Origin of the sequence: Streptomyces sp. NPDC002232 (assembly GCF_042890295.1) — a bacterium.
Lineage (GTDB): Bacteria > Actinomycetota > Actinomycetes > Streptomycetales > Streptomycetaceae > Streptomyces.
On record NZ_JBIARV010000002.1, the window covers coordinates 44822 to 66558 of the forward strand.

Annotated in this window: 23 protein-coding genes; 10 read left to right on the top strand and 13 right to left on the bottom strand. The window is 73.4% G+C overall.

Going from position 1 to position 21737, the window contains the following annotated elements; translation table 11 throughout:
• The first annotated feature begins 123 nt into the window (after positions 1 to 123).
• Positions 124 to 3201, top strand: a complete 3078-nt coding sequence (locus tag ACFYXU_RS06980) for an NACHT domain-containing protein (protein WP_389456801.1) — start codon at positions 124 to 126, stop codon at positions 3199 to 3201.
• Here the strand turns inward: ACFYXU_RS06980 and ACFYXU_RS06985 are convergent.
• Genes ACFYXU_RS06985 through ACFYXU_RS07005 form a run of 5 tightly spaced genes read right to left on the bottom strand, consistent with a single transcriptional unit; the run spans position 3198 to position 8135 of the window.
• Positions 3198 to 3911 carry a VIT family protein gene (locus ACFYXU_RS06985; RefSeq protein WP_329856379.1) on the bottom strand — a complete coding sequence of 238 codons (714 nt, stop codon included), beginning with the start codon at positions 3909 to 3911 and terminating at the stop codon, positions 3198 to 3200. The two genes, ACFYXU_RS06980 and ACFYXU_RS06985, sit on opposite strands and share 4 nt — an antisense overlap.
• 24 nt (positions 3912 to 3935) lie before the next feature.
• Positions 3936 to 5162, bottom strand: coding sequence for an amidohydrolase family protein (locus tag ACFYXU_RS06990; RefSeq protein WP_329856380.1), 1227 nt, complete (start codon positions 5160 to 5162; stop codon positions 3936 to 3938).
• Positions 5159 to 6442, bottom strand: a complete 1284-nt coding sequence (locus ACFYXU_RS06995; RefSeq protein ID WP_389457562.1) for an amidohydrolase family protein — start codon at positions 6440 to 6442, stop codon at positions 5159 to 5161. The genes ACFYXU_RS06990 and ACFYXU_RS06995 overlap by 4 nt, the downstream gene beginning before the upstream one ends.
• Positions 6443 to 6453: 11 nt before the next feature.
• On the bottom strand, positions 6454 to 7338 hold the full coding sequence (locus tag ACFYXU_RS07000) for an SDR family NAD(P)-dependent oxidoreductase (RefSeq protein WP_376508851.1): 885 nt from the start codon (positions 7336 to 7338) through the stop codon (positions 6454 to 6456).
• Positions 7338 to 8135 (bottom strand): acetoacetate decarboxylase family protein, encoded by a 798-nt coding sequence (locus tag ACFYXU_RS07005; protein WP_361399644.1) that lies wholly within the window; start codon positions 8133 to 8135, stop codon positions 7338 to 7340. Before ACFYXU_RS07005 ends, ACFYXU_RS07000 begins: the two co-directional genes overlap by 1 nt.
• A 95-nt stretch (positions 8136 to 8230) precedes the next feature.
• Here ACFYXU_RS07005 and ACFYXU_RS07010 point away from each other — a divergent pair, with 95 nt between their 5' ends.
• The 6 genes from ACFYXU_RS07010 (at position 8231) to ACFYXU_RS07035 (ending at position 13680) form a co-directional block, all read left to right on the top strand.
• Positions 8231 to 8935: a TetR family transcriptional regulator gene (locus ACFYXU_RS07010; RefSeq protein ID WP_329856385.1), complete on the top strand. Its 705-nt coding sequence runs from the start codon at positions 8231 to 8233 to the stop codon at positions 8933 to 8935.
• Positions 8932 to 9906 (top strand): DEDDh family exonuclease, encoded by a 975-nt coding sequence (locus ACFYXU_RS07015; RefSeq protein WP_361399650.1) that lies wholly within the window; start codon positions 8932 to 8934, stop codon positions 9904 to 9906. Before ACFYXU_RS07010 ends, ACFYXU_RS07015 begins: the two co-directional genes overlap by 4 nt.
• Before the next feature lie 63 nt (positions 9907 to 9969).
• A complete protein-coding gene (locus ACFYXU_RS07020) occupies positions 9970 to 10203 on the top strand; it encodes a hypothetical protein (protein ID WP_329856389.1) in 234 nt (77 codons plus the stop codon).
• Positions 10204 to 10284: 81 nt separating this feature from the next.
• Positions 10285 to 11100 carry an SURF1 family protein gene (locus ACFYXU_RS07025; protein WP_389408365.1) on the top strand — a complete coding sequence of 272 codons (816 nt, stop codon included), beginning with the start codon at positions 10285 to 10287 and terminating at the stop codon, positions 11098 to 11100.
• Positions 11101 to 11134: 34 nt separating this feature from the next.
• Positions 11135 to 12919 carry a glycoside hydrolase family 15 protein gene (locus tag ACFYXU_RS07030; protein ID WP_389408364.1) on the top strand — a complete coding sequence of 595 codons (1785 nt, stop codon included), beginning with the start codon at positions 11135 to 11137 and terminating at the stop codon, positions 12917 to 12919.
• Between the two features lie 5 nt (positions 12920 to 12924).
• Complete coding sequence (locus ACFYXU_RS07035) at positions 12925 to 13680, top strand: SDR family oxidoreductase (RefSeq protein WP_376508843.1); 756 nt, start codon at positions 12925 to 12927, stop codon at positions 13678 to 13680.
• 67 nt (positions 13681 to 13747) lie between these two features.
• Here the strand turns inward: ACFYXU_RS07035 and amaP are convergent, their stop codons facing one another.
• From amaP to ACFYXU_RS07060, 5 genes are read right to left on the bottom strand one after another with little or no spacing between them, the layout of a single operon-like run.
• Positions 13748 to 14335 carry an alkaline shock response membrane anchor protein AmaP gene (gene amaP / locus ACFYXU_RS07040; protein WP_376508841.1) on the bottom strand — a complete coding sequence of 196 codons (588 nt, stop codon included), beginning with the start codon at positions 14333 to 14335 and terminating at the stop codon, positions 13748 to 13750.
• A 22-nt stretch (positions 14336 to 14357) separates the two neighbouring features.
• Entirely contained in the window at positions 14358 to 14987 is a 630-nt protein-coding gene (locus ACFYXU_RS07045) for a DUF6286 domain-containing protein (protein WP_389408363.1), read from the bottom strand.
• Positions 14984 to 15349, bottom strand: coding sequence for a hypothetical protein (locus ACFYXU_RS07050; protein ID WP_389408362.1), 366 nt, complete (start codon positions 15347 to 15349; stop codon positions 14984 to 14986). Before ACFYXU_RS07050 ends, ACFYXU_RS07045 begins: the two co-directional genes overlap by 4 nt.
• Positions 15350 to 15358: 9 nt before the next feature.
• Positions 15359 to 15550, bottom strand: coding sequence for a hypothetical protein (locus ACFYXU_RS07055; RefSeq protein WP_361399670.1), 192 nt, complete (start codon positions 15548 to 15550; stop codon positions 15359 to 15361).
• Between the two features lie 42 nt (positions 15551 to 15592).
• On the bottom strand, positions 15593 to 16069 hold the full coding sequence (locus ACFYXU_RS07060; protein ID WP_329856399.1) for an Asp23/Gls24 family envelope stress response protein: 477 nt from the start codon (positions 16067 to 16069) through the stop codon (positions 15593 to 15595).
• Positions 16070 to 16161: 92 nt separating this feature from the next.
• Between ACFYXU_RS07060 and ACFYXU_RS07065 the strand changes: the two genes are divergently transcribed.
• Positions 16162 to 16893: a hypothetical protein gene (locus tag ACFYXU_RS07065; protein WP_389408361.1), complete on the top strand. Its 732-nt coding sequence runs from the start codon at positions 16162 to 16164 to the stop codon at positions 16891 to 16893.
• A gap of 10 nt (positions 16894 to 16903) precedes the next feature.
• Here the strand turns inward: ACFYXU_RS07065 and ACFYXU_RS07070 are convergent, their stop codons facing one another.
• The 3 genes from ACFYXU_RS07070 to ACFYXU_RS07080 all read right to left on the bottom strand — a co-directional run bounded on the left by ACFYXU_RS07070 (position 16904) and on the right by ACFYXU_RS07080 (position 20022).
• A complete protein-coding gene (locus ACFYXU_RS07070) occupies positions 16904 to 17704 on the bottom strand; it encodes an enoyl-CoA hydratase/isomerase family protein (protein ID WP_384570849.1) in 801 nt (266 codons plus the stop codon).
• A 131-nt stretch (positions 17705 to 17835) separates the two neighbouring features.
• Positions 17836 to 18057 carry a helix-turn-helix domain-containing protein gene (locus tag ACFYXU_RS07075; protein ID WP_006123601.1) on the bottom strand — a complete coding sequence of 74 codons (222 nt, stop codon included), beginning with the start codon at positions 18055 to 18057 and terminating at the stop codon, positions 17836 to 17838.
• Between the two features lie 366 nt (positions 18058 to 18423).
• On the bottom strand, positions 18424 to 20022 hold the full coding sequence (locus ACFYXU_RS07080) for an ABC-F family ATP-binding cassette domain-containing protein (RefSeq protein ID WP_329856404.1): 1599 nt from the start codon (positions 20020 to 20022) through the stop codon (positions 18424 to 18426).
• A 299-nt stretch (positions 20023 to 20321) separates the two neighbouring features.
• On the opposite strand from ACFYXU_RS07080, the gene ACFYXU_RS07085 reads away from it, so the two are divergent.
• Together ACFYXU_RS07085 and ACFYXU_RS07090 are read left to right on the top strand one after the other, a co-directional pair.
• Positions 20322 to 21212, top strand: coding sequence for a neutral zinc metallopeptidase (locus ACFYXU_RS07085; RefSeq protein WP_329856405.1), 891 nt, complete (start codon positions 20322 to 20324; stop codon positions 21210 to 21212).
• A gap of 56 nt (positions 21213 to 21268) precedes the next feature.
• Complete coding sequence (locus tag ACFYXU_RS07090; protein WP_329856406.1) at positions 21269 to 21673, top strand: VOC family protein; 405 nt, start codon at positions 21269 to 21271, stop codon at positions 21671 to 21673.
• The last annotated feature ends 64 nt before the right edge of the window (positions 21674 to 21737 follow it).

Here is a 21737-nt window from a genome sequence, read left to right on the forward strand (position 1 = left end):
GACGCGACTAGACGTGATTACTTACAAGTAAGCGAGACGACTTGTCAGCAAGCTTTGGCACCTTCCGACAAGCCCGTACGCCCTACGATCACAGGGGGCGACGAGCGAGGGGGAGGAACTCCGTTGCAGGGTCTTGAAGTTGTACTGCTGCGCCTGGCGGGGACAGCGGTGGGGGCGATCGCGCGGTCCGCCGTCGCCCCGCGGAAGGGAGCCGGGCTCGTCCCCTCCCCGCTCCGCCCCGTCCCCCGGCCGGCGAAGCCCGACCGCCTGGCGAAGGTGCTGGGCGGACGGCTCGCGGAGCGGTACGGCGCCCTGCCCGAGCACGACCGGCTCGCCGCGATCGAAGGGGTGCGGGACGCCTTCGCAGCGGCGGGCCCGATCGACACGGACCGGCTGTTCGCCGCCGGCCTGGACCCCGCCCGGCTGCGCGACGCGCTGCGCTCCCCGGACCGGGGACTGTCCGGACGGACCCTCGAGCTCTACGACGACCTGCTCGGACTGTGCTGCGCCCACCTCGTCGAGCAGCTCACGGCCGAGCCGTCCTTCCCCGCGCGCGCCGCCGTGGAGCAGGTGCGCGCGGCCGACCGGACCCGCGATGCCGTGGAGTCCCTGATCGCCGAGCGGCCGCGCCCCGAGGCGGCGGCCCTCGCCTTCGAGGAGCGCTACGCGCGGTACGTGGCCCAGACGCACGGGCGTCTCGAACTGTTCGGCCTCACCCTCGGACGCTCGGCCCGGGAGTGGCCGCTCGACACCGCGTACATCACGCTCGCGGTGAGCGGCGGTCACGAGGCCGTCCACGGACTCTCCCGCACGGGACCGGCCACCGTGAGCACCGAGGTGGCGCTCACGACGACGGACCGGCTGCTCCTGCACGGCCCCGCCGGATCCGGCAAGAGCACGCTCGTCCAATGGCTGGCCCTCAACGCCGCCCGGCGCTCCTTCGAGGGGGACCTCGCCGACTGGAACCGCTGTGTGCCGTTCGTCCTGCGGCTGCGCGCCTTCACGTCGGCGGACGCCCTGCCCCTGCCCGAGGACTTCCTCAGGGCGACGGGCGTGCCCCTGAGCCCTCCGGCCGGCTGGGCGGAGGACCTGCTCACGCGCGGCCGGGCGCTCGTCCTCGTCGACGGCGTGGACGAGGTGCCGGTCCGGCTCCGACAGCGGACCGAGACCTGGCTGAGGGGCCTCGTGACGGCCTTCCCGCAGGCCAGGTACGTCGTGACGACCCGGCCCTCGGCCGTCCCCGAGTCCTGGCTCTCGCGGCAGGGCTTCGCCCCGCACACCCTGCTCCCGATGGACCGGAACGGGATCCGCGCCTTCGTCGCGCACTGGCACGAGGCCGCGCGCCTGGAGGCCCCGGAGGAGGACGCGGATCTCACCACCTACGAGAGCGCCCTCCGGCAGGCCGTCGGTACGCGCCGTGACCTCGGCCGGCTCGCCACCAACCCGCTGATGTGCGCCCTGCTGTGCGCGCTGAACCGCGACCGCCGGATGCAGCTTCCGCGAGCGCGCAAGGAGTTGTACGACGCCGCGCTCGACATGCTGCTCGTGCGGCGCGACACGGAGCGGGAGATCTGCGGGGTCGAGGGTGTCGGTCTGACCCGGGAGGAGCAGACGGCCCTGCTCCAGCGGCTGGCGTACTGGCTCATCCGCAACGGGCAGGTGGAGGCCGACCGCGACGAGGCCGAGGAGATGGTCGGGGAGTGGCTGGCCGCGATGCCACAGGTCCGGGGGACGCGGGAACAGGTCTTCGCCCATCTGCTGATCCGCAGCGGTCTGCTGCGGGAACCGGCGCCGGGCTCGGTGGGGTTCGTGCACCGCACCTTCCAGGACTACCTGGGCGCCAAGGCGGCGGTGGAGGCGCGCGACTTCGGGGTCCTCGTCAAGAACGCCCACGACGACACCTGGGACGACGTGGTGCAGATGGCCGTCGGCCACGCCCGCCTTGAGGAGCGCGGCCGCCTCCTCAAGCAGCTGCTCCGCCGCGCGGAGCGCGCCCCCCGGCTGCGCGGGCGCCTGGTGCTGCTCGCGGCGGCCTGCCTGGAGCACGCGCCGGAACTGGAGCCGGGGGTGCGGGCGGAGGTGGAGCGCCGGGCACGCGAACTGATCCCGCCGCGCTCCGTGAAGGACGCGGAGGACCTGGCGAAGGCGGGCGAGCTCGTCCTGGAGCTGCTGCCCGGCCCGGAGGACCTGGACGCCGACGGCGCGGCGGCGGTGGTCCGCACGGCGGCGCTGGTGACGGGGGACGCGGCGTTCGAGGTGGTGGCGCGCTTCCGGGGGGACGAGCGGTCAGTCGTGAACATCGAGGTGTCCGAGGCCTGGGGTGCGTTCGAGACCGAGCGCTACGCACGGGAAGTCCTGGCGGCAAGCACGTGGGGCGTGGTCTCCCTCAACGTACAGTCCCGGGAGCAGCTCACATCCCTGCGTCTCCTGCCGAGCACGCGGGGTGTTCGCCTCGCAAACCTCGACGTCGATCTGTCCGCCCTGCACGTACTCGACGACCTGCGGCGCGTCTTCGTCTACGAGAACGCCTCACTCACCGATCTCTCCCCGCTGCGGCGCTTCTCCTCGCTCACGTCGGTCGGGCTCAGCCGATGCTGGATGCTGAAGGATCTCTCCCCGCTCGCCCGCCCGGGCCTGGAGACGCTCTCTCTGTACGATCTGCACCCCGAGCTGTCCATCGAGCCGCTGCGCGACATGCCGGACCTCTCGTCCTTCACTCTGGCGCTGCCGCTGCTGGCGGAACGGCTGGACGACCTTCCCCTCAACCCCAGCCTGAGGCACCTCGGCCTCTGGCCGCAGGCGCGCTACCTCGACCTGAGCGGCATCGAGCGCTGGCCGCTGCTCGACAGCCTCGTCCTGCAGGGCCGAACACAGACCGACCAGCTCCTCGCCCTGCGCACTCCCCCGAAACTCACCACTCTGCAACTCATCGAGATCGCCGTCCCCGACTTCGCGTCGTTTGCCGGCCTGGGCGAGTTGCACGACCTGTATCTGTCCCGGTGTGACATCCCCGATCTCGCACCCCTGCGCGACCATCCCTCGATCGGTCATGTCCGACTCTGGCAGTGCACCCGGCAGGGCGGGAGACCGATCGACCTCACGCCACTCGCGGACCGGACGGGGCTCACCCTCACAGCGAACTCGGATGCCGATCTCCTCGGCACGGAGCTGTTTCCGCCCGACCGCCTCCGGCTCGTCTAGACCCCCGCCGCCCCCAGCAGCGAGCCCGCGCCGTACGTCACCGCCATCGCCAGGGCGCCGCCCGCCGCGTTCCGGAGGATCGCCGGGCCCGCCGGGGCGCTGCCGAGGCGGGCGCTCCACCAGCCGGTGAGGGTGAGGGCGGCGAGGACGGAGAGGACCGTGACCCAGAGACGGGCTGAGGCGGGTGGGAGGACGATCGCGAGCAGCGGGAGCAGGGCGCCGACGGTGAAGGCGAGGAAGCTGGCGCCGGCCGCGTGCCAGGGGTTGGTGAGGGCGTCGGGGTCGATGCCCAGCTCGACGCGGGCGTGGGCGCGCAGAGCGTCGCGGGCGGTGAGCTGTTCGGCCGCCTCGCGGGCCACCTCCCGGGAGAGGCCGCGGGCGGCGAGCAGGTCGGTCAGTTCGGCCAGCTCCGCCTCCGGGTCCTCGCGCAGCTCGCGCTTCTCCTGGGCCAGCGCGGCCTTCTCCGAGTCGCGCTGGGTGGAGACCGAGACGTACTCCCCCGCCGCCATCGACATCGAGCCCGCGAGGAGTCCGGCCAGGCCCGCCGTGAGCAGGGCGTCCCGGGACTCGGTGGCGCCGGCGACGCCGACGACGAGGCCGGCGGTGGAGACGACGCCGTCGTTGGCTCCGAGCACGGCGGCCCGGAGCCAGTTGAGACGGGTGCCGAGGCCGCCGCCGTGGGCCTCGTCGTGTGCGGGGGCTTCAGTCACTCCAGGAGGGTCGCACCCGCCGCGTCACCACACGCGGACCGACCCGCCCGGGGCGAAGGCGGGACTGGTGGCGCCCTCGGGGACCTCCTTCAGGGGCTGGGCGATCTCCTCGACGGTCGGGCCGTGGACGGCGGCGAGCCGGTCGAGGAGGGCGAGGTCGAAGCCGTAGACGCGGGCGGCGTTCCCGCCGACCATGGCGGCGACCTCCTCCCGGGGCAGTCCCGCGTAGGCGATGCGGAGGCCTTCGCGGGAGTACGGGGTGGTGCCCTCGTCGTGCGGGTAGTCGCTGCCCCACATGATCTTGTCGAGGCCGATCCGGTCGCGCAGCGGCACCTCGTGGGGGCGCATGAAGCTGGCGCCGACGAAGCAGTTGTCCCGCCAGACCTCCTTCGGGCCCCTGCCCATCGATTCGGCGAGCCCGGCGCCGAACTTGGACTCGGCGGTGGCGGCCCGCGTCGCGGCCGACACCAGGCGCCGGTGGTAGTACTCCAGCATGTCGAGCACGCCCGGGATCCAGCCCGAGCCCTGCTCGGTCAGGACCAGCTTGAGCCCCGGGTGGCGCCGGAAGGCCCCGCCGAAGACCAGGTGCCACAGGGCCCGGTGGGAGAACCAGGTGGTCTCCACCATGAAGACCGCCCGGGCGGCCGGTTCGTCGCCGAGGGGCGGCGAGGCGGAGCCGCCGTGGTGGTTGACCGGCACGTCGAGCTCGGCGCAGACGGCCCAGATCGGGTCGTACGCCTCGGAGTACAGCTCGGGGACGGGCGAGCCCGGCGGGACGCCGGGCAGCAGGATGCCGCCGGTCAGTCCGGCCTCGCGGGCGCGGCGGATCTCCGCGACCGCCGCGTCCACGTCGTTCAGCAGGATCTGGGCGACGCCCGCCCTGCGTCCCGGGGCGTCCGCGCAGAAGTCGGCCAGCCAGCGGTTGTGCGCCTGGAGCCCGGCCCAGCGCAGCTCGTACTCGGCGCGGGTGGGCGGCTGGGCCATCAGGGAGGCCTTGGGGAAGAAGGGCGGGATGGTGTTGGGGAAGACGACCTCGGCGACGATGCCGTCCGCCTCCAGCTCGCGCAGCCTGCGCCGCGAGTTCCAGTTGCGGTCGGCGGTGTCGGCGAGGAGGTCCTCGTAGGGGTTGACGTAGCCGGCCGCCCAGGCGTCGAAGGCGTCGTGGTGCCTCTTCTCCAGGTAGGGCCGGTAGTCGAGGAGGTCGGCGCCGGCGTGGCAGTCGGCGGAGACGACGGTGTAGCGGTCGGTCACGGGTTCACCCCCAGGACGGGGAACTCGTGGTCGGTGAGCCAGTGCCGGCCGACTTCCCTCGAGCGGGCCCAGGAGGCCTCGACGGCGGCCTGGTCGGCGGGCTGGCCCAGGTCGGCGGGGGCGGGGCCGATCCGGCGGGCGATCGGCTCCAGCGCGGGGACGTCGAATCCGAAGACCTCGGCGGCGGCGAGGCCCAGCATCCGCCGGGTCTCCCCGACGGGGATGTCGTGGAAGGTCCTCCGCAGCCAGGCGCGCGTGTCGGGCCAGGTGCCCTCCGGGTGCGGGAAGTCCGAGCCCCACAGGATGTTGTCGACGCCGATCTCGTACCGCTGCGCGAGCTCGCGCCGCTTGGTGTTGGTGGCGCAGACGAAGACCTGCCGGTCCAGGTATGCGCTCGGCGGGCGCTTCAGCTCGGCGAACGGGGACAGCTTCTTCCCACCGTGCGCGCCGAGGTAGAGGCGGTCCATGAACCAGAGCAGGTTCGGCAGCCACCAGCAGCCGGACTCGGCGACCCCGAACCGCAGGCCGGGGTGGCGCTCGAAGACGCCCGACCAGAGGAGGAACCACAGCGGCCTGGCGGGCCACCAGGTGACCTCGGAGACGTAGATCCCGAGGTGGTCGCCGTACTCCTCGCGGGGCGCGGCCCCGGAGTGGGTGACGACCGGCATGCCGGTCTCGGCGGCCGCCGCCCACACCGGGTCGTAACGCCGGTCGTGGTAGGGGGCCTTGTCCACCCACATGGAGGGGATCATGAGCGCGCCGAGCCCGGACTCCTTGGCCCGGTGGACCTCGGCGACGACCTCGCGGACGTCGGCGGTGACGGGCAGCAGGGCGACCCCGCGGTGGCGGTGCGGGTTCGCGGAGACGAACTCGGCGAGCCAGCGGTTGTGCGCCTTCGCGCCCGCCATGCCGAGCTGCGGGTCCTGGTCCCCGGAGAGGCCGAGGCCGACGCCGAAGGGGGCGGCGGTCCGGCTGTCGACGGCGTCCGCGTCGGGGAAGACGACCTCGCCGGCCACCCCGTCGCCGTCGAGCTCCTTGATGCGCTGCGCGGGGTCCCAGCCGCCGCGCAGGCCCTCCTCGTTGTCGCTGAACCACCGGTCGGCGAAGGCCTCGTTGCGCACCCCGAGCCGGGTCATGGCCTCCCGGCGGGCCTCGCGTCCCGCCAGGAAGTCGTCGAAGTCCCGGTGGAAGCGGGGGTCGAGATAGGGCCGGTACTCCTCGGTGGGAAGCCCGGCGTGGCAGTCGGAGGAGACGATCAGGTACGGGTCCTCATAGCTCATGGTCACGCCCCTCAGTCGAGGATGAAGCTCTCCAGGTAGGACGGGTTGGCCCGGTCGAGCATCGACCGCGAGCGCGCCGTGATCTGGCGGTCGCTGTGGTCGCTCGCCGGCAGCATCCAGAAGCGGTCGGCGCGGATGCCGTCGACGACGTGCTCGGCGACCTCCTCCACCGGTGTGAAGGCCACCTCGTGGCCCGCCTCCTTCATCGCGGCCTCGTACTGGTCGAGGCTGCGGTACGGGGTCCTGCGCGGCCGCCGCTTGGCGTACCGCTCGGGGCGGTTGCGGTGCGACTCCCACAGGCCGGTGCGCAGCATGTGCGGGCCCGGGAAGAGGACGGAGGCGCCCACGGACGCGCGCTCGGCCCTCAGGTGCGCGTACAGGGACTCGGTCATGGTGACGACGGCGGCCTTGGTGACCGCGTACACGGAGGCGGTGGGCAGCGGGGCGATGCCGCCGTCGCCGGAGGAGGTGTTCACGACGTGGCCGGGCTCGCCGCCCGCGAGCATGCGCGGGACGAAGGCCTGGATGCCGTGGAAGACGCCCCACACGTTGACGGAGAAGGCCCACTTCCAGTCGTTGGGCTCGTGCTCCCACATGCGGCCCTCGGCGCCGGAGCCGACGCCCGCGTTGTTGCAGAGGACGTGGACGGCGCCGAAGGCGTCGAAGGCGGCGTCCGCGAACGCCTTCACCTGGTCCGGGTCGGAGACGTCGACCGTCCGGGCGAGGACCCGCGCCCCGCCCGCCGCCAGTTCCTCGGCCGCCTCCTCCAGGGCGGCCCGCTCGACGTCGCCGAGGACGACGGCGAGGCCCTCGGCGGCGAAGCGGCGGGCCATCGCGCGGCCGATGCCGCTCGCCGCGCCCGTGACGACGGCGACCTGCCCCTGGCGCAGCTCCATCAGACACTTCCTTCCGGGGGGCCGTCGAGGATCTGGAGCGGGTCGTCGTACCGCTGGTGGACGAAGGGCAGCAGGTCCCGGGCGGAGACGCGCTCGGCGACCGTGCCCTTCTGGTCGGTGGTCTTCTCGCCGATCGTGATCTCGACGAGCCGGCGCACGGGGAGGTCGGCGACCGGGTCGTACATGGACTCGCGCAGGACCACGTCGCCGGTGATCCGCTCCAGCTTCCGCACCTTCTCGTTGCGGACGCAGTGGACGAGGACGGGGTCGGCGTCGAAGCCGGTGCCGTCGACGCCCGGGAGGAACTTGAAGTAGAAGTCGGTCTTCTCGACGGGCTCCGGCAGCGGGAGCGGTCCGGAGACCGCGCCGCGCACCTCGACGAAGGCGATGCCGTGCCGGGCGAGGGCGGCGCGGACGACGAGCCCCTCGCGCTCGACCGTGACCTCGCCGAGCTTCTTCGGCTCGCCGAAGACCTCGCGCCCGCCGATCAGGGCCCGCTCGTGGGTCATCGGCATGACCAGCGGGTACCAGCCCTCGCGGTCGCCGTGGGCGGCGGCCACGGCCACCGAGCCGGCGCCGAGCGGATAGCCCGGCAGGTCGACCTTGCTGATGTTGGCGCGCACCAGGGGGCGCGCGGTGGGCTTCAGCGGGGGCGGCAGGACCGCCGCCACGACGTCCGGGTCGGTCTCCCAGACGGCGACCACACCGGTGGACCAGATGTCGGGGAGCTTGGCGGACCGCTCGCGGGCCGCCGCCGCCTCCGCGTCACCGCGTGCCCCGTACCGTACTCGTGCCATGACGTACCACCCTTCGGGATCGTCGGCCTGTAACACAGTTACACCGCCGCCCTCGAAGGGTAAAGAGGTGTGCACGCAGAGGAGTTGGGGGAACGATGGCACGCTCCGCGCTGACCCGCGACGAGGTCCTGGACACCGCGGCCGCCCTGGTGAGGGAGCACGGCCCGGACGCGCTCACGATGCGCCGGCTCGCCGCCGAGCTCGGCACCGCGGTCACCTCGATCTACTGGCACGTCGGCAACCGCGAGTCGCTCCTCGACGCCCTGGTCGCCCGCACGGTCGCCGACCTGGGCACGATCCGGCCCCGGGGCGCGACCCCCGCCGAGCGGATGGTGTCGGTGGCCCGGGCGCTGCGGCGGGCGCTGCGCGAGCGCCCGCACCTGGTGGCGATGGTCCACGAACGGGGGCTGACGGAGCGCATGTTCCTGCCGGCGCAGCGCGCCCTGGTGCGCGAGGCGCACGCGGCGGGACTGCGGGGGGCGCGGGCCGCGCGGGCCGTCCGCGCCGTCCAGTTCCAGGTGGTCGGCTACGTCCTGGTGGAGCGCAACCGGGAGCGGGCGCCCGCCCAGTCCCCGGCCGAGGAGGAGCTGTGGCGGGGCGAGGAGGCCGAGGCGGACGGGCCCCTCGCGCGCGCCCTGGCCGCGCCGGTCGACACCGAGCGGCTCTTCGCCGACTCCGTACGGGCCCTGGTGGAGGGTCTGCTCGCGGAGCCGGCCGGACCCGGCCGCGAGGACGCCGGAAAGGGAGCCGGAGGGGACACCGGGGACGGGGGTGTCGGTCGCGGGCCGTATTCTCAGTGACCGTGCTTGACGACCGTACGACAGCAGCGATGTGGCCGGCCGCCTACCCGCAGGGGTACGCGGTCGTCGACGTGGAGACCACCGGACTCGCGCGGGACGACCGCATAGTGTCGGCCGCCGTCTACCGGCTGGACGCCCAGGGGAACGTCGAGGACCACTGGTACACGCTCGTCAACCCCGAGCGTGACCCCGGCCCGGTCTGGATCCACGGGCTGACGAGCGACGTCCTGGAGGGCGCTCCGCTCTTCCCGGAGATCGCGGCGGAGTTCGCGGCGCGGCTGGACGGCCGGGTGCTCGTCGCGCACAACGCCATGTTCGACTGGCAGATGATCGCCCGGGAGTACGCGCGGGCGGAGTCGGCGGCGCCGGTGCGCCAGCGGCTGTGCACCATCGCGCTGGCGAAGGAGCTGTCGCTGCCGCTGCCCAACCACAAGCTGGAGTCGCTCGCCGCGCACTTCGGCGTCGTGCAGCAGCGCGCGCACCACGCGCTGGACGACGCCCGGGTGCTCGCCGAGGCGTTCCGGCCGAGCCTGCACGCGGCGGCCGAGCGGAACGTCCGGCTGCCGCTCCTGGAGTGCCGCCCGCTGACGGAGTGGGCCTCGGGCCCCCCGCGGCCGCGGATCGGCGCGCAGTCCTCCTACCGGGCGGGCAGCTGGCGGCCCTCCCGGAAGCGTCCGCCGTGCCCGTACCCCAACCCCGGACGGTACGAGTCGGACAAACCGCTCAAGCAGGGCATGCGGGTGGCCTTCTCCGGCGACACCTCCGTCGACCGCGAGCTCCTGGAGGACCGTACGGTCGAGGCCGGACTGCACGTCGCCGGCAGCGTCTCCCGGCTGACCAGCCTGCTCGTCACCAACGACCCGGACTCCGCCACCTCCAAGACGCTCAAGGCGAGGTCCTTCGGCACCCCGGTCGTCGACGAGGCCGCCTACACCCAGCTGCTGCGGGACGTGAGCCCGGCAGACGGGTGACGCCCCCGGCCCTGCGGGCGTGCCGAGCTGCGCGCGCCCGCCGGGCGCTCCACCCTGTGGCGCATGGCACGTTGTGAGGTCTGCGGAAACGATTACGGCATGTCCTTCGAGGTGCACGCGCAGGGCGCGGTGCACGTCTTCGACTGCTTCGCGTGCGCCATCCACCGCATGGCGCCCCTGTGCGAGCACTGCCGCGTCCAGATCATCGGACAGGGCGTCGAGGTCGACGGCAGCTGGTACTGCGGGGGCCACTGCGCCCGCGCCGAGGGGAAGGCGGGCATCGTCGACAGGGTGTGAGGAAACGTTCCAGAACGGGTGCCCCGCGTCACCCGGAACCCCCGTGCGTACACCCCTCGGCCCGAAAGGTACGGTCATGGGGTGTACCGCTTCCTGTTGTCCCGGCAGTGGGTGATCCTCACCCTCATCGCCCTCGTCCTCATCCCCACGATGATCGAGCTGGGCTTCTGGCAGTTCCATCGCCACGAGAACCGGGTCGCCCAGAACACCCTGATCGCGGACAACCTCAAGGCGAAGCCGGTCCCGGTCGAGCGGCTCACCTCCCCCGGCCACACCGTCCCGCGCGGCGACTACTGGCGGCCCGTCACCGCGACCGGCACCTTCGACACCGCGCACGAGGTGGTCGTCCGCCGCCGCACCTCCTCCGACGACCGGGTGGGCGTGCACGTCCTGACCCCGCTCGTCCTGCGCGACGGCAGGATCGTCCTGGTCAACCGGGGCTGGGTGCCGGCCGCCGCCGACCAGCACTCCTACCCGCCGGTGCCGCCCGCCCCCAAGGGCGAGGTCACCGTCAGCGGCCGCCTCAAGGCGGACGAGACGACCGGCGCCAGCGGCATCAAGGACCTCAAGGGCCTGCCGGACCGCCAGGTCATGCTCATCAGCAGCCGGCAGCAGGGCGAGCTCATCGGCCGCGAGGTGCTCGGCGGCTACCTGGAGCTGACCGCGCCCGAACCCGCCGGCGACACCCCCGAGCCGATCGCCGAGCCGGACCACGACTCGATCGGCCCCCACATGGCGTACGCCGTGCAGTGGTGGCTCTTCGTCGCGGGCGTGCCCGTCGGCTGGGTGATCCTGGTGCGCCGGGAGAAGCGCGACCGGGAGGCCGCGGCCGCCTCCGACGTCCCCGGATCGCCGGAACCGGACCCGGCCGCGGCGCAGGTGGCCCCGTCCCGCTGATTGACCACCGCCGCTTCCGGGAACAGCCCAGAGCGTGACACAACGTATCGACGACTACGCCCTCATCGGCGACCTCCAGACCGCCGCGCTCGTCGGCCGCGACGGATCGGTCGACTGGCTGTGTCTGCCCCGCTTCGACTCCGCCGCCTGCTTCGCCGCCGTCCTCGGCGACGAGGACAACGGCCACTGGACGATCGCGCCCAAGGGCGCCACGACCTGCGCCTCCCGCCGCTACGCCGGGGACTCCCTCGTCCTGGAGACGTACTGGGAGACCCGCACCGGCACGGTCAAGGTCGTCGACTTCATGCCGCAGCGGGACAGCGCGCCCGACCTCATGCGGATCGTGGAGGGGATCAGCGGCACCGTCGAGATGACCTCCGTGCTGCGGCTCCGCTTCGACTACGGCTCGATCGTGCCCTGGGTGCGCAGGGCCGACGGCCACCGGGTCGCGGTCGCCGGACCCGACTCCGTCTGGCTGCGCAGCGAGCCCGAGGTGAAGACCTGGGGCCAGCAGTTCTCCACCCAGTCCGCCTTCACCGTCACCCCCGGCGAGAAGGTGGCCTTCGTGCTGACCTGGCACCCCTCGCACGAGCCGCGCCCCGACCTGGTCGACCCCCACGAGGCCCTGGAGGGGTGCCTCGCGGACTGGCGGGAGTGGTCGGCCCGCTGCACCTACCGGGGCCCCTACCGGGAGACGGTGCTGCGCTCCCTGATCACCCTCAAGGCGCTCACCTACGCCCCCACCGGCGGGATCATGGCCGCCCCCACCACCTCCCTGCCGGAGGAGATCGGCGGCGTGCGGAACTGGGACTACCGCGCCTGCTGGCTGCGGGACTCCTCCCTCACCCTCGGCGCGCTGCTCGCCGCCGGATACGAGGACGAGGCCGCCGCCTGGCGGGACTGGCTGCTGCGCTCGGTCGCCGGAGACCCCGCCGACCTCCAGATCATGTACGGACCGGCCGGGGAGCGCCGGCTGCCCGAGACGAACCTGCCCTGGCTGCGCGGCTACGCGGACTCCGCGCCGGTCCGGACCGGGAACGCCGCGGTGGACCAGTTCCAGCTCGACGTGTACGGCGAGGTCATGGACTCCCTGCACCGGGCGCGCGAGGCCGGGATCCCCTCGGAGCGGCACGCCTGGAACCTCCAGCTGAGCCTGCTCGGCTTCCTGGAGTCCACCTGGCGGGAGCCCGACGAGGGACTCTGGGAGGTCCGCGGCCCGCGCCGCCACTTCACCCACTCGAAGGTGATGGCCTGGGTCGCCGCGGACCGCGCGGTCCGCACCCTGGAGGCCGACCCCTCGCTCCCGGGGGACGCGGCCCGCTGGCGGACGATGCGGGACGAGATCCACGCCCAGGTGTGCGCGCGGGCGTACGACCCCGTGCGCAACACCTTCACCCAGGCGTACGGCTCGACCGGGCTGGACGCCGCCACCCTCCTCATCCCGCAGGTCGGCTTCCTGCCGCCGGACGACCCCCGGGTGGTGGGGACCGTGGACGCCGTGCGGGACGAGCTGATGCACGGCGGCTTCCTGCGCCGTTACAGCCCCGACTCCACCTCCCTGGACGGGCTGCCGGGGCAGGAGGGGACCTTCCTGGTGTGCTCGTTCTGGCTGGCGGACGCACTGCGGCTGACCGGCCGCGTCGAGGAGGCCCGGGAGCTCTTCGAGCGGCTCGTCGCCCTCACCAACGACGTGGGGCTCCTGGCCGAGGAGTACGACCCGGTGGCAGGCCGTCAGCTGGGGAACTTCCCGCAGGCGTTCAGCCACATCGGACTCGTGGGGACCGCCATCGCGCTCGACGCCGGGGAGACGGCAGGATAGGTCCCATGGATCTGGGACTGAAGGACCGTGTGTACGTGGTGACCGGTGCGACGCGGGGGCTCGGCCGTGCCTCGGCCGAGGCGCTGCTCGCGGAGGGCGCGAAGGTGCTGGTCACCGGGCGCGAGGAGAAGACGGTCGCCGAGGCGGTGGCCGAGCTCGGCGAGGGCGCGGCGGGCATCGCCGCCGACAACACCGACCCGGGCACCCCCGCCCGGGTGATCGCCGAGGCGCGCGCCCGCTTCGGCGGCTTCGACGGCATCCTCATCAGCGTCGGCGGCCCGGCGCCCGGCTTCGCGGCGGACAACACCGACGAGGAGTGGGCGGCCGCCTTCGACACCGTCTTCCTGGGGGCGGTGCGGCTGGCCCGGGCGGCCTCCGAGACGCTCGGCGAGGGCGGGGTCATCGGCTTCGTCCTGTCCGGTTCGGTCCACGAGCCGATCCCGGGCCTGACCATCTCCAACGGGCTGCGCCCCGGCCTCGCCGGCTTCGCCAAGTCGCTCGCCAACGACCTGGGCCCGCGCGGGATCCGGGTCGTCGGCCTGCTGCCGAACCGGATCGACACCGACCGGGTCCGCTCCCTGGACGCGCTCTCCGGCGACGCGGACGCGGCCCGCGCGGCGAACGAGCTGACGATCCCGCTGCGCCGCTACGGCACCCCGGCGGAGTTCGGGACCACGGCGGCCTTCGTGCTCTCCCCGGCCGCCTCCTACCTGACGGGCCTGATGCTGCCGGTGGACGGCGGGGCGCGCGCCGAGTTCTGAAGCCGGGGCTGTCGCCCGGGGCACGCTCCGACTTCTCAGGGTCGGGGCGCGCCCTCAGCGACGGTGCTCAGGCGACCCGGCGGGCGCGGTGCTTGACCGCGCGCAGCCGCGCCTCGGTCGGCAGGGCGGACAGCCCCGTCGCCGTACGGGCGTGGGCGAGGGCCTCGGTGCTGAGGGCGGTGAGGGCGTCGCCCGGCGCGGCGTGCGGCTCCAGGAGGAGCGCGACCCGGGTGCGGGGGGCTCCGCGGCGGCCGGTGAGCGAGACCTTGGCCCGGGCCACGCCGTCCTGCGCGGCGGCGTCCGCCTCCAGGACGTCCTCCAGGGCGCGGCCGCGCAGGACCGCCTCCTCGCCGTCGCCGGTGTCGACGAGGACCTCGGCGAGCCGGGCCCGCCGGAACTGGGCGACCAGCCACCACAGGGCGAGCAGGACGACGATCCCGAGGACGGCGATGACCACCGGCCACCACCAGCCCTCGTTCCGCCAGCGCTGGCGCTGGGCGGTGGTGAGCAGGACGTCGGAGGGGCCCGACCAGGGCCACCAGGACGGTACGGGCAGGTCGGTGGCGGCCGCGAGGACGGCGCCGCCGCCGACCACGAGGATCAGCCCGGCGAGCCCGAGCAGGACGCGGTTGACGCGCCGGAGGACGACGGTCACGGGCGGTTCCCTCTCCGGTTCCTCACGAGGCCTTCCCTTCCTTCCGGGGCGGCCGGGCCACCCGTACGGTCAGCGCGAGCGGATGGGCAAGGCCCAGTTCGTCGACGCCGCGGGCCGTCACCGCCTCCACGTCGGCACGGACCTCGTCGAGCGCCCGGAAGTGGGACACGGCCCGGACGGCGACCTTGGCGCGGCCGACGCGCACCCGGACCGACCGCACGCCGGAGACCTCCATGACGCGGTCCCTGAGGGTGAGGGCGGCGGCTTCCCGGTCGAGTCCGGCCCGTACGTCGGTGTGCTCGCGGCGCATCGGCAGGATGCCCCGCAGCCCCGGGGTGAGGGCCAGGACGATCAGCCAGAGGCCGAGCGCGACGGCGACGGCCGCTCCGGCGACGACCGCCGTGTCGTCGAGCGGCCGGGTCGCGAGGGCGTGGGCGAGCCGGGTCCGCCAGGACATCGCCGGGCGGTCGGCGCGGACGGCCGCCACGTCGTAGAGGAGCAGTCCGGCGCCGCCGAGGACCACGGCCGCGAGCAGGGCGGCCGGGACGCGGCGGACGGCCCAGAAGCGGCGGACGCGCGCCGTGCCTCCGCCGTCCGCGGCGCGGGCGGGTGCCTGCGTCCCGGGGGCGCCGCCGGGGGTCGTGGTGCTCATGCGAGGCGCCCCCTCGGGGTGGTGTGGCGGGTGTGCGCGGAGTGGAGGTGCTCGACCTGGACGCTCACCTCGTGGACCTCCAGCCCGACGAGCTGCTCCACACGGGCGCGCACCCGGCTCCGGACGGCGCCGCACCGGCGGCCGACGTCGGAGGGGTAGTCGAGGTCGAGGCTCACCGAGACGCGGGCGATCTCCCGGTGGACCACGACCGAGGCATGGGGCCTCGATCCTCCTTCGGGGACCGCGTCGAGCGCCTCCCGGGCCGCCTGGGCGGCGATCTTCGCGACGACCCGGTCGGCGACGGTGGTCGCCCCCCGGTCCCGCGCTCCGTCCCGCACCGGGCCCTCTGCCGGTTCCGTCACCACCCCGCGTCACCGCCGCCGTTCGCCGCGTTCGCGTCCCCGGAACAGATCCCCGGCCTCCAGGTCCCCGTCGAGGAACCGGCCGGCCACGAAGCCGACCGCCCCGAGGGCCGCGACCAGCAGAAACGCTCCGAAGCCGCCGAAGTATCCGGCGAATGCGAGTGCCATGCCGGCCACCAGGCCGACCGCCGCCATGCTCATACCGAGCCCCTTTCCTGGCCCCCGTCGCCGGGGTTCCGACGACTACTGGAGCCGGGGCTCCGGCTCCTCGTCCTCTTCCTCGGGCAGCTTCACGTCGCTGACCGCGATGTTGACCTCGACGACCTCGAGGCCGGTCATCCGCTCCACGGCGGCGATGACGTTCTCGCGCACGTCGCCGGTGACGTCGGCGATGGAGACGCCGTAGTCCACGACGATCTCCAGGTCCAGGGCCGTCTGCACCTCGCCGACCTCGGCCTTGACTCCGCGGGTGGCGTTCGACTTGGCGCCGCCTCCGCCGGGGACACGGTCGCGGACGGCGCCGAAGGTGCGGGAGAGACCGCTGCCCATGGCGTGGACGCCGACGACGTCACGCGCGGCGAGACCCGCGATCTTCTCCACGACGCCGTCGGCGATCGTGGTCCGGCCCCGGGAGGCCGGTGCTCCGCCGCCCCGCTTGGTCACCGAGGTGCGGCGCGGTTCCTCCGCCACGAGGTCCCCGGACTGAGTGGTGTCCGTCATGAGTTCAGACCCTTCTGGGATATTTCAGGGTTCTTCGCCCACATTAAGGGCGCTTGCCCGAATCCGCCCCGGGGATGCGGCAGGCTGGGGGAATGACGACGGCTGAGGGTTGGACGGCGGCGGTCCGGGACCGCCTGGCACCGGGCAGGCTGCTGCCGCTCGGGACGGCCGGGGACGGCGCGTGGATCACGGAGCGCGCGGCCCGGGGCGTACTCGCCCCGGCCGCCGCGGCGGTACGGGGAGCGGTCCCGGGCACGCTGCGGATCGGCCCCGATCCGGCGGAGGCGGGCGACGGGCCCGGGGGCGCGGCTGACGATCCGGCGGAGGCGGGTGACGGCCCGGCGGACGCGGGGCCGTTTCCGGTCCCGGCGGGCGGGCTGGGTCCGGGGCCGCTGCGGATCACCGCGGACTTCGGTGCGGTGGCGGGCCGGCCGCTGCCGGAGCTGTCCGAGGAGCTGCGGGCGGCCCTGCTCGGGGCGGCGCGCGACGGCGTCGGGCTGCGCGTGACGGCGGTGGACCTGCGGGTGACGGAGCTGCTCGACGCGGAGCCTCCGGAGGCGGAGCCGGCCCCTCCCCCACCGGGGCGCCCGGCTCCGGCGACGGACGACCCGGTGGCCCTGGCGGTGCTGCGGGTCGCGGGCGTGGCCGGGGTGACGGACATCTGGGGGCCGCCGGTGCACCGGAGCCCGGGCCAGGTGCGGGTGGAGCTGGCCGTGACGGCCGGCCACCGGCCGCTGGACGTGGCACGCGCCGCCCGGAGCGCCGCGACCGCGGCCGCCGAAGGGGCGACCGCGGTCACGGTGCTGGTGTCGGAGCTGCGCTGAACCCGCCGGGTCAGTCGCCGAGGCCCGCCAGGTCGCGCAGGCGGCGGGCCTGGGCGGCGCGCTCGGCGGTGCGCTGCTCCTCGTAGGAGCGGCCGGAGACGCCCTGGAGCAGTGCCTTGGTCTCGGTGACCGCGTCGCGGGGCGCCGCGAGCAGGGCGGCGCCGAGGTCCCGTACCGCCGCGTCGAGCTCCTCGGCGGGCACGGCGAGGTTGGCGAGGCCGATGCGCTCGGCCTCCTCCGCGTGCACGAAGCGGCCGGTGGCGCAGATCTCCAGGGCGCGGGCGTAGCCCACCAGCGAGACGAGCGGGTGCGTCCCGGTCAGGTCCGGGACGAGGCCCAGGCTGGTCTCGCGCATGGCGAACTGCACGTCCTCGGCGACGACCCGCAGGTCGCAGGCGAGGGCGAGCTGGAAGCCCGCGCCGATGGCATGGCCCTGAACGGCCGCGATCGACACGAGATCGCTACGGCGCCACCAGGTGAACGCCTCCTGGTACTCGGCGATGGCCGCGTCGAGCTCCGCGTCGGAGCCGCGCGCGAGGTCGAGGAAGGACGGCTCGCCGTCGAAGCCCTCGGGCGTGAACGCCTGCCGGTCGAGTCCGGCGGAGAAGGACTTGCCCTCGCCGCGCAGCACGACGACCCGCACGCTGCCGGGCAACGACCGGCCGGCTTCCGTCAACGCCCGCCACAGAGCGGGAGACTGGGCGTTGCGCTTCGCCGGGTTGGTCAGGGTCACCGTGGCAACGGCGTCCTCGACGGTGAGCCGTACACCGTCCTTGTCGAATACGAGCTCAGAGTCGTCGAGCGTAGTCATGGGGCGCCTCCGGTTCCGGTGCAGCACTGCATCGAGATGCTAAGTGACTGCACAGTAACCACCTGGCCGGCCACAGGGCCGACCGGGTGTCCACCGGGAGGTCCCGGTGGACCGGTCGAGCCGCCCCGATGTCAGGCCGAGGCCGCCTTCTTGCCCCGGGTCGCTCCGCCGCGTCCGCGCAGCGTGACTCCGGACTCGCTCAGCATCCGGTGGACGAATCCGTAGGAGCGGCCGGTTTCCTCGGCCAGCGCCCGGATGCTCGCACCGGAGTCGTACTTCTTCTTCAGGTCTGCCGCGAGCTTGTCGCGCGCGGCGCCGGTCACCCGGCTGCCCTTCTTCAGAGTCTCGGCCACCCGTGCCTCCTCATGGGAAGTGCGCTCTGGACTTCTCATGATCACCCCTCCCGTCCGTCCTGGCCACCCATTCGACAAGGTCGGTGCCGCCGGGTTTGTCGACGAGTACGCCGTCAACACGAACGGAAGCCGATATTCCGCACGAAGGAGAACGTCTCTCCGGGCCGTGCGATACGGAAAGTCGCAGGTCAGCGGCGCAGGGGGAACACACGTGCGGCGCGGGTCTGCCGGAAGGATTCGGCAGAGCACCGCGCCGGGATGTACGAGAGACCCTCACTCAGATGAAGGATCACGCATGAGCCGAATGATCCAGCCCGGGATGATCGTCCGGGGGCATCGGAGCCCCGGGACGCCGACCCCGAGAGGTCAGGCCAGGGCCACCAGGTCCGCGTAGTCCGGGCCCCACAGGTCCTCGACGCCGTCCGGGAGCAGGATGATCCGCTCCGGGTCGAGCGCCTCGACGGCGCCCTCGTCGTGGGTGACGAGGACGACGGCGCCCTTGTACGTGCGCAGCGCGCCGAGGATCTCCTCGCGGCTGGCCGGGTCGAGGTTGTTCGTGGGCTCGTCGAGGAGCAGCACGTTCGCCGAGGAGACGACCAGGGTCGCGAGGGCGAGCCGGGTCTTCTCGCCGCCGGAGAGCACGCCCGCGGGCTTGTCGACGTCGTCGCCGGAGAAGAGGAAGGAGCCGAGCGTCTTGCGCACGTCCACCAGGTCGAGGTCGGGCGCGGCGGAGCGCATGTTCTCCAGGACGGTCCGCTCGGGGTCGAGCGTCTCGTGCTCCTGGGCGTAGTAGCCGAGCTTCAGACCGTGGCCCGGGGTGACCTCACCGGTGTCGGGCGTCTCGACGCCGCCGAGGAGGCGGAGCAGGGTCGTCTTGCCGGCGCCGTTGAGGCCGAGGATGACGACGCGGGAGCCCTTGTCGATCGCGAGGTCGACGTCGGTGAAGATCTCCAGCGAGCCGTAGGACTTGGAGAGCCCCTCGGCGGTCAGCGGGGTCCTGCCGCAGGGCGCCGGGTCCGGGAAGCGGAGCTTGGCGACCTTGTCGGAGACGCGCACCGCCTCCAGGCCGGAGAGCAGCCGCTCGGCGCGCTTGGCCATGTTCTGCGCGGCGACGGTCTTGGTGGCCTTGGCGCGCATCTTGTCGGCCTGCGAGTTCAGCGCGGCGGCCTTCTTCTCGGCGTTCTGGCGCTCGCGCTTGCGGCGCTTCTCGTCGGCCTCGCGCTGCTGCTGGTAGAGCTTCCAGCCCATGTTGTAGACGTCGATCGTGGAGCGGTTGGCGTCCAGGTAGAAGACCTTGTTGACCACGGTCTCCACGAGGTCGACGTCGTGGGAGATGACGATGAAGCCGCCCCGGTAGGTCTTCAGGTAGTCGCGGAGCCAGATGATGGAGTCGGCGTCGAGGTGGTTCGTGGGCTCGTCGAGGAGCAGGGTGTCGGCGTCCGAGAAGAGGATCCGGGCGAGCTCGACGCGGCGGCGCTGACCACCGGAGAGGGTGTGCAGCGGCTGGCCCATGACCCGGTCGGGCAGGCCCAGGGCGGCGGCGATGGTGGAGGCCTCGGCCTCGGCCGCGTAGCCGCCCTTGGTGAGGAACTCGGTCTCCTGGCGCTCGTACTGCCGCAGCGCCTTGTCGCGGGTGGCGCCGGCGCCGGTGGCGATGCGCTCCTCGTTCATCCGCATCTTCTTGATGAGGGTGTCGAGGCCGCGGGCGGACAGGATGCGGTCGCGGGCCAGGACGTCGAGGTCTCCGGTGCGCGGGTCCTGCGGGAGGTAGCCGACCTCGCCGGAGCGGGCGATGGTGCCGCCGGCGGGCTGGCCCTCGCCGGCGAGGCACTTGGTGAGGGTGGTCTTGCCCGCTCCGTTGCGGCCGACGAGGCCGATGCGGTCGCCCTTGGCGACGCGGAAGGAAGCGGACTCGATGAGGACACGGGCGCCGGCGCGCAGCTCGATGCCGGAAGCGGTGATCACGGACAGACTCCAGGGCGGTGGGAAACGGCGGAAGAGACGACTGGTGGCAGGCTTCGACGCCGCTAATGCACCCAGGGAAGAATGTCCCAGGGGATCAGGTCCCAGGGGAGAATGTCCATACGGCCATTCTAACGGGCGTCTGCAACTGGTTTTCGGCCACGCGGGCACGACGGCCGAACTCGGATCTTTGTCACATTCCTTCCAATGCTGGGCAAAAGGGGCGGATCACGGGAGATCGTCCGATACTCGGCGCAGGGCGGCGGCCACCGCCGTGGCAGCGACGAGGAGGGTGGTGGACCGTGCAGTTCGACGACGACGCCGACCTGGACACCTCGGAGGTCAAGGACGTCCGGGGCAGCCGCATCCCGGGCGGCAGGGCGACCGTCGGCGGCGGCATCATCGGCCTCATCGCGCTGGTCCTGGGCGTGCTCTTCGGGGTGGGTCCCGACCAGCTCGGACTCTCCTCGGGCGGGGACGCCCCGGTCGCGAGCTCCTCGTCCGCGGCCCAGGTGGGCCAGACCTGCAAGAAGGGCTCCGACGCCAACGCCCGCGAGGACTGCCGGATCGTCGCCGTCGTGAACAGCGTCCAGGACTTCTGGCGGCGCGAGTACGCCCGCCGGGGCGGCACCTACGGGAACGCCACGACCGTGCTCTTCACCGACCGGGTCAACACCGCGTGCGGCCCGGCGACCTCGGCGGTCGGGCCCTTCTACTGCCCCGGCGACCGGCAGGTCTACCTCGACCTGGGCTTCTTCGACGAGCTGCGGACCAAGTTCGGGTCGAACGGCGGCCCCTTCGCCCAGGCGTACGTGGTGGCGCACGAGTACGGCCACCACATCCAGAACCTGATGGGGACCCTGAGCCGCGCCCAGGACGGCCGCACCGGGGCGAACTCCAACGCCGTGCGGGTCGAGCTCCAGGCCGACTGCTACGCGGGCGTCTGGGCGCGGCACGCGACGACCACCCCCGACGACAGGACGGGCCGCCTGCTGCTGACCCGGCTCACCGACCAGGACATCCGGGACGGCCTGGACGCGGCGGCGGCCGTGGGCGACGACCGGATCCAGGAGCGGTTCCAGGGCCGGGTGACACCGGAGAACTGGACGCACGGCTCGGCCGCGCAGCGTCAGCAGTGGTTCTACGAGGGCTACCGGACGGGCGACATGGCCCGCTGCAACACCTTCCGCTGACGCGTCGGCGGTGACCGCGAGACTGAGACCCACGTCACAGAGAGGGAGTGATCGGGATGGCTGGGACCCCCGACATCTGTCCGACACTGCGCTACCAGGACGCCAAGGCGGCCATCAGACAGCTCACGGAGGGCTTCGGCTTCTCCGAGCACGCCGTGTACGAGGGCGAGGACGGCCGCGTCATGCACGCCGAGCTCGCCTGCGGGAACGGCATGGTGATGCTGGGCAGCAAGGGCAGCGGCACCGCGTTCGACCGGCTGATGGCCGACGGAGGACCGGCCTCGGTGTACGTGCGCGTGGACGACGTCGACGAGCACCACGCCCGGGCGGTGGCGCACGGCATCGAGATCGTGATGCCCCCGACGGACCAGGAGTACGGCTCCCGGGACTACACGGCCCGGGACGCCGAGGGCAACGTGTGGAGCTTCGGCACGTACGCCCCGGGCGCCACCGCCGGGTAGGTCCGCGCCCGGCGGGGCCCGCCGGTCACGCCGACCCGGCGCCGCCGGCGGCCCTCCGACGACT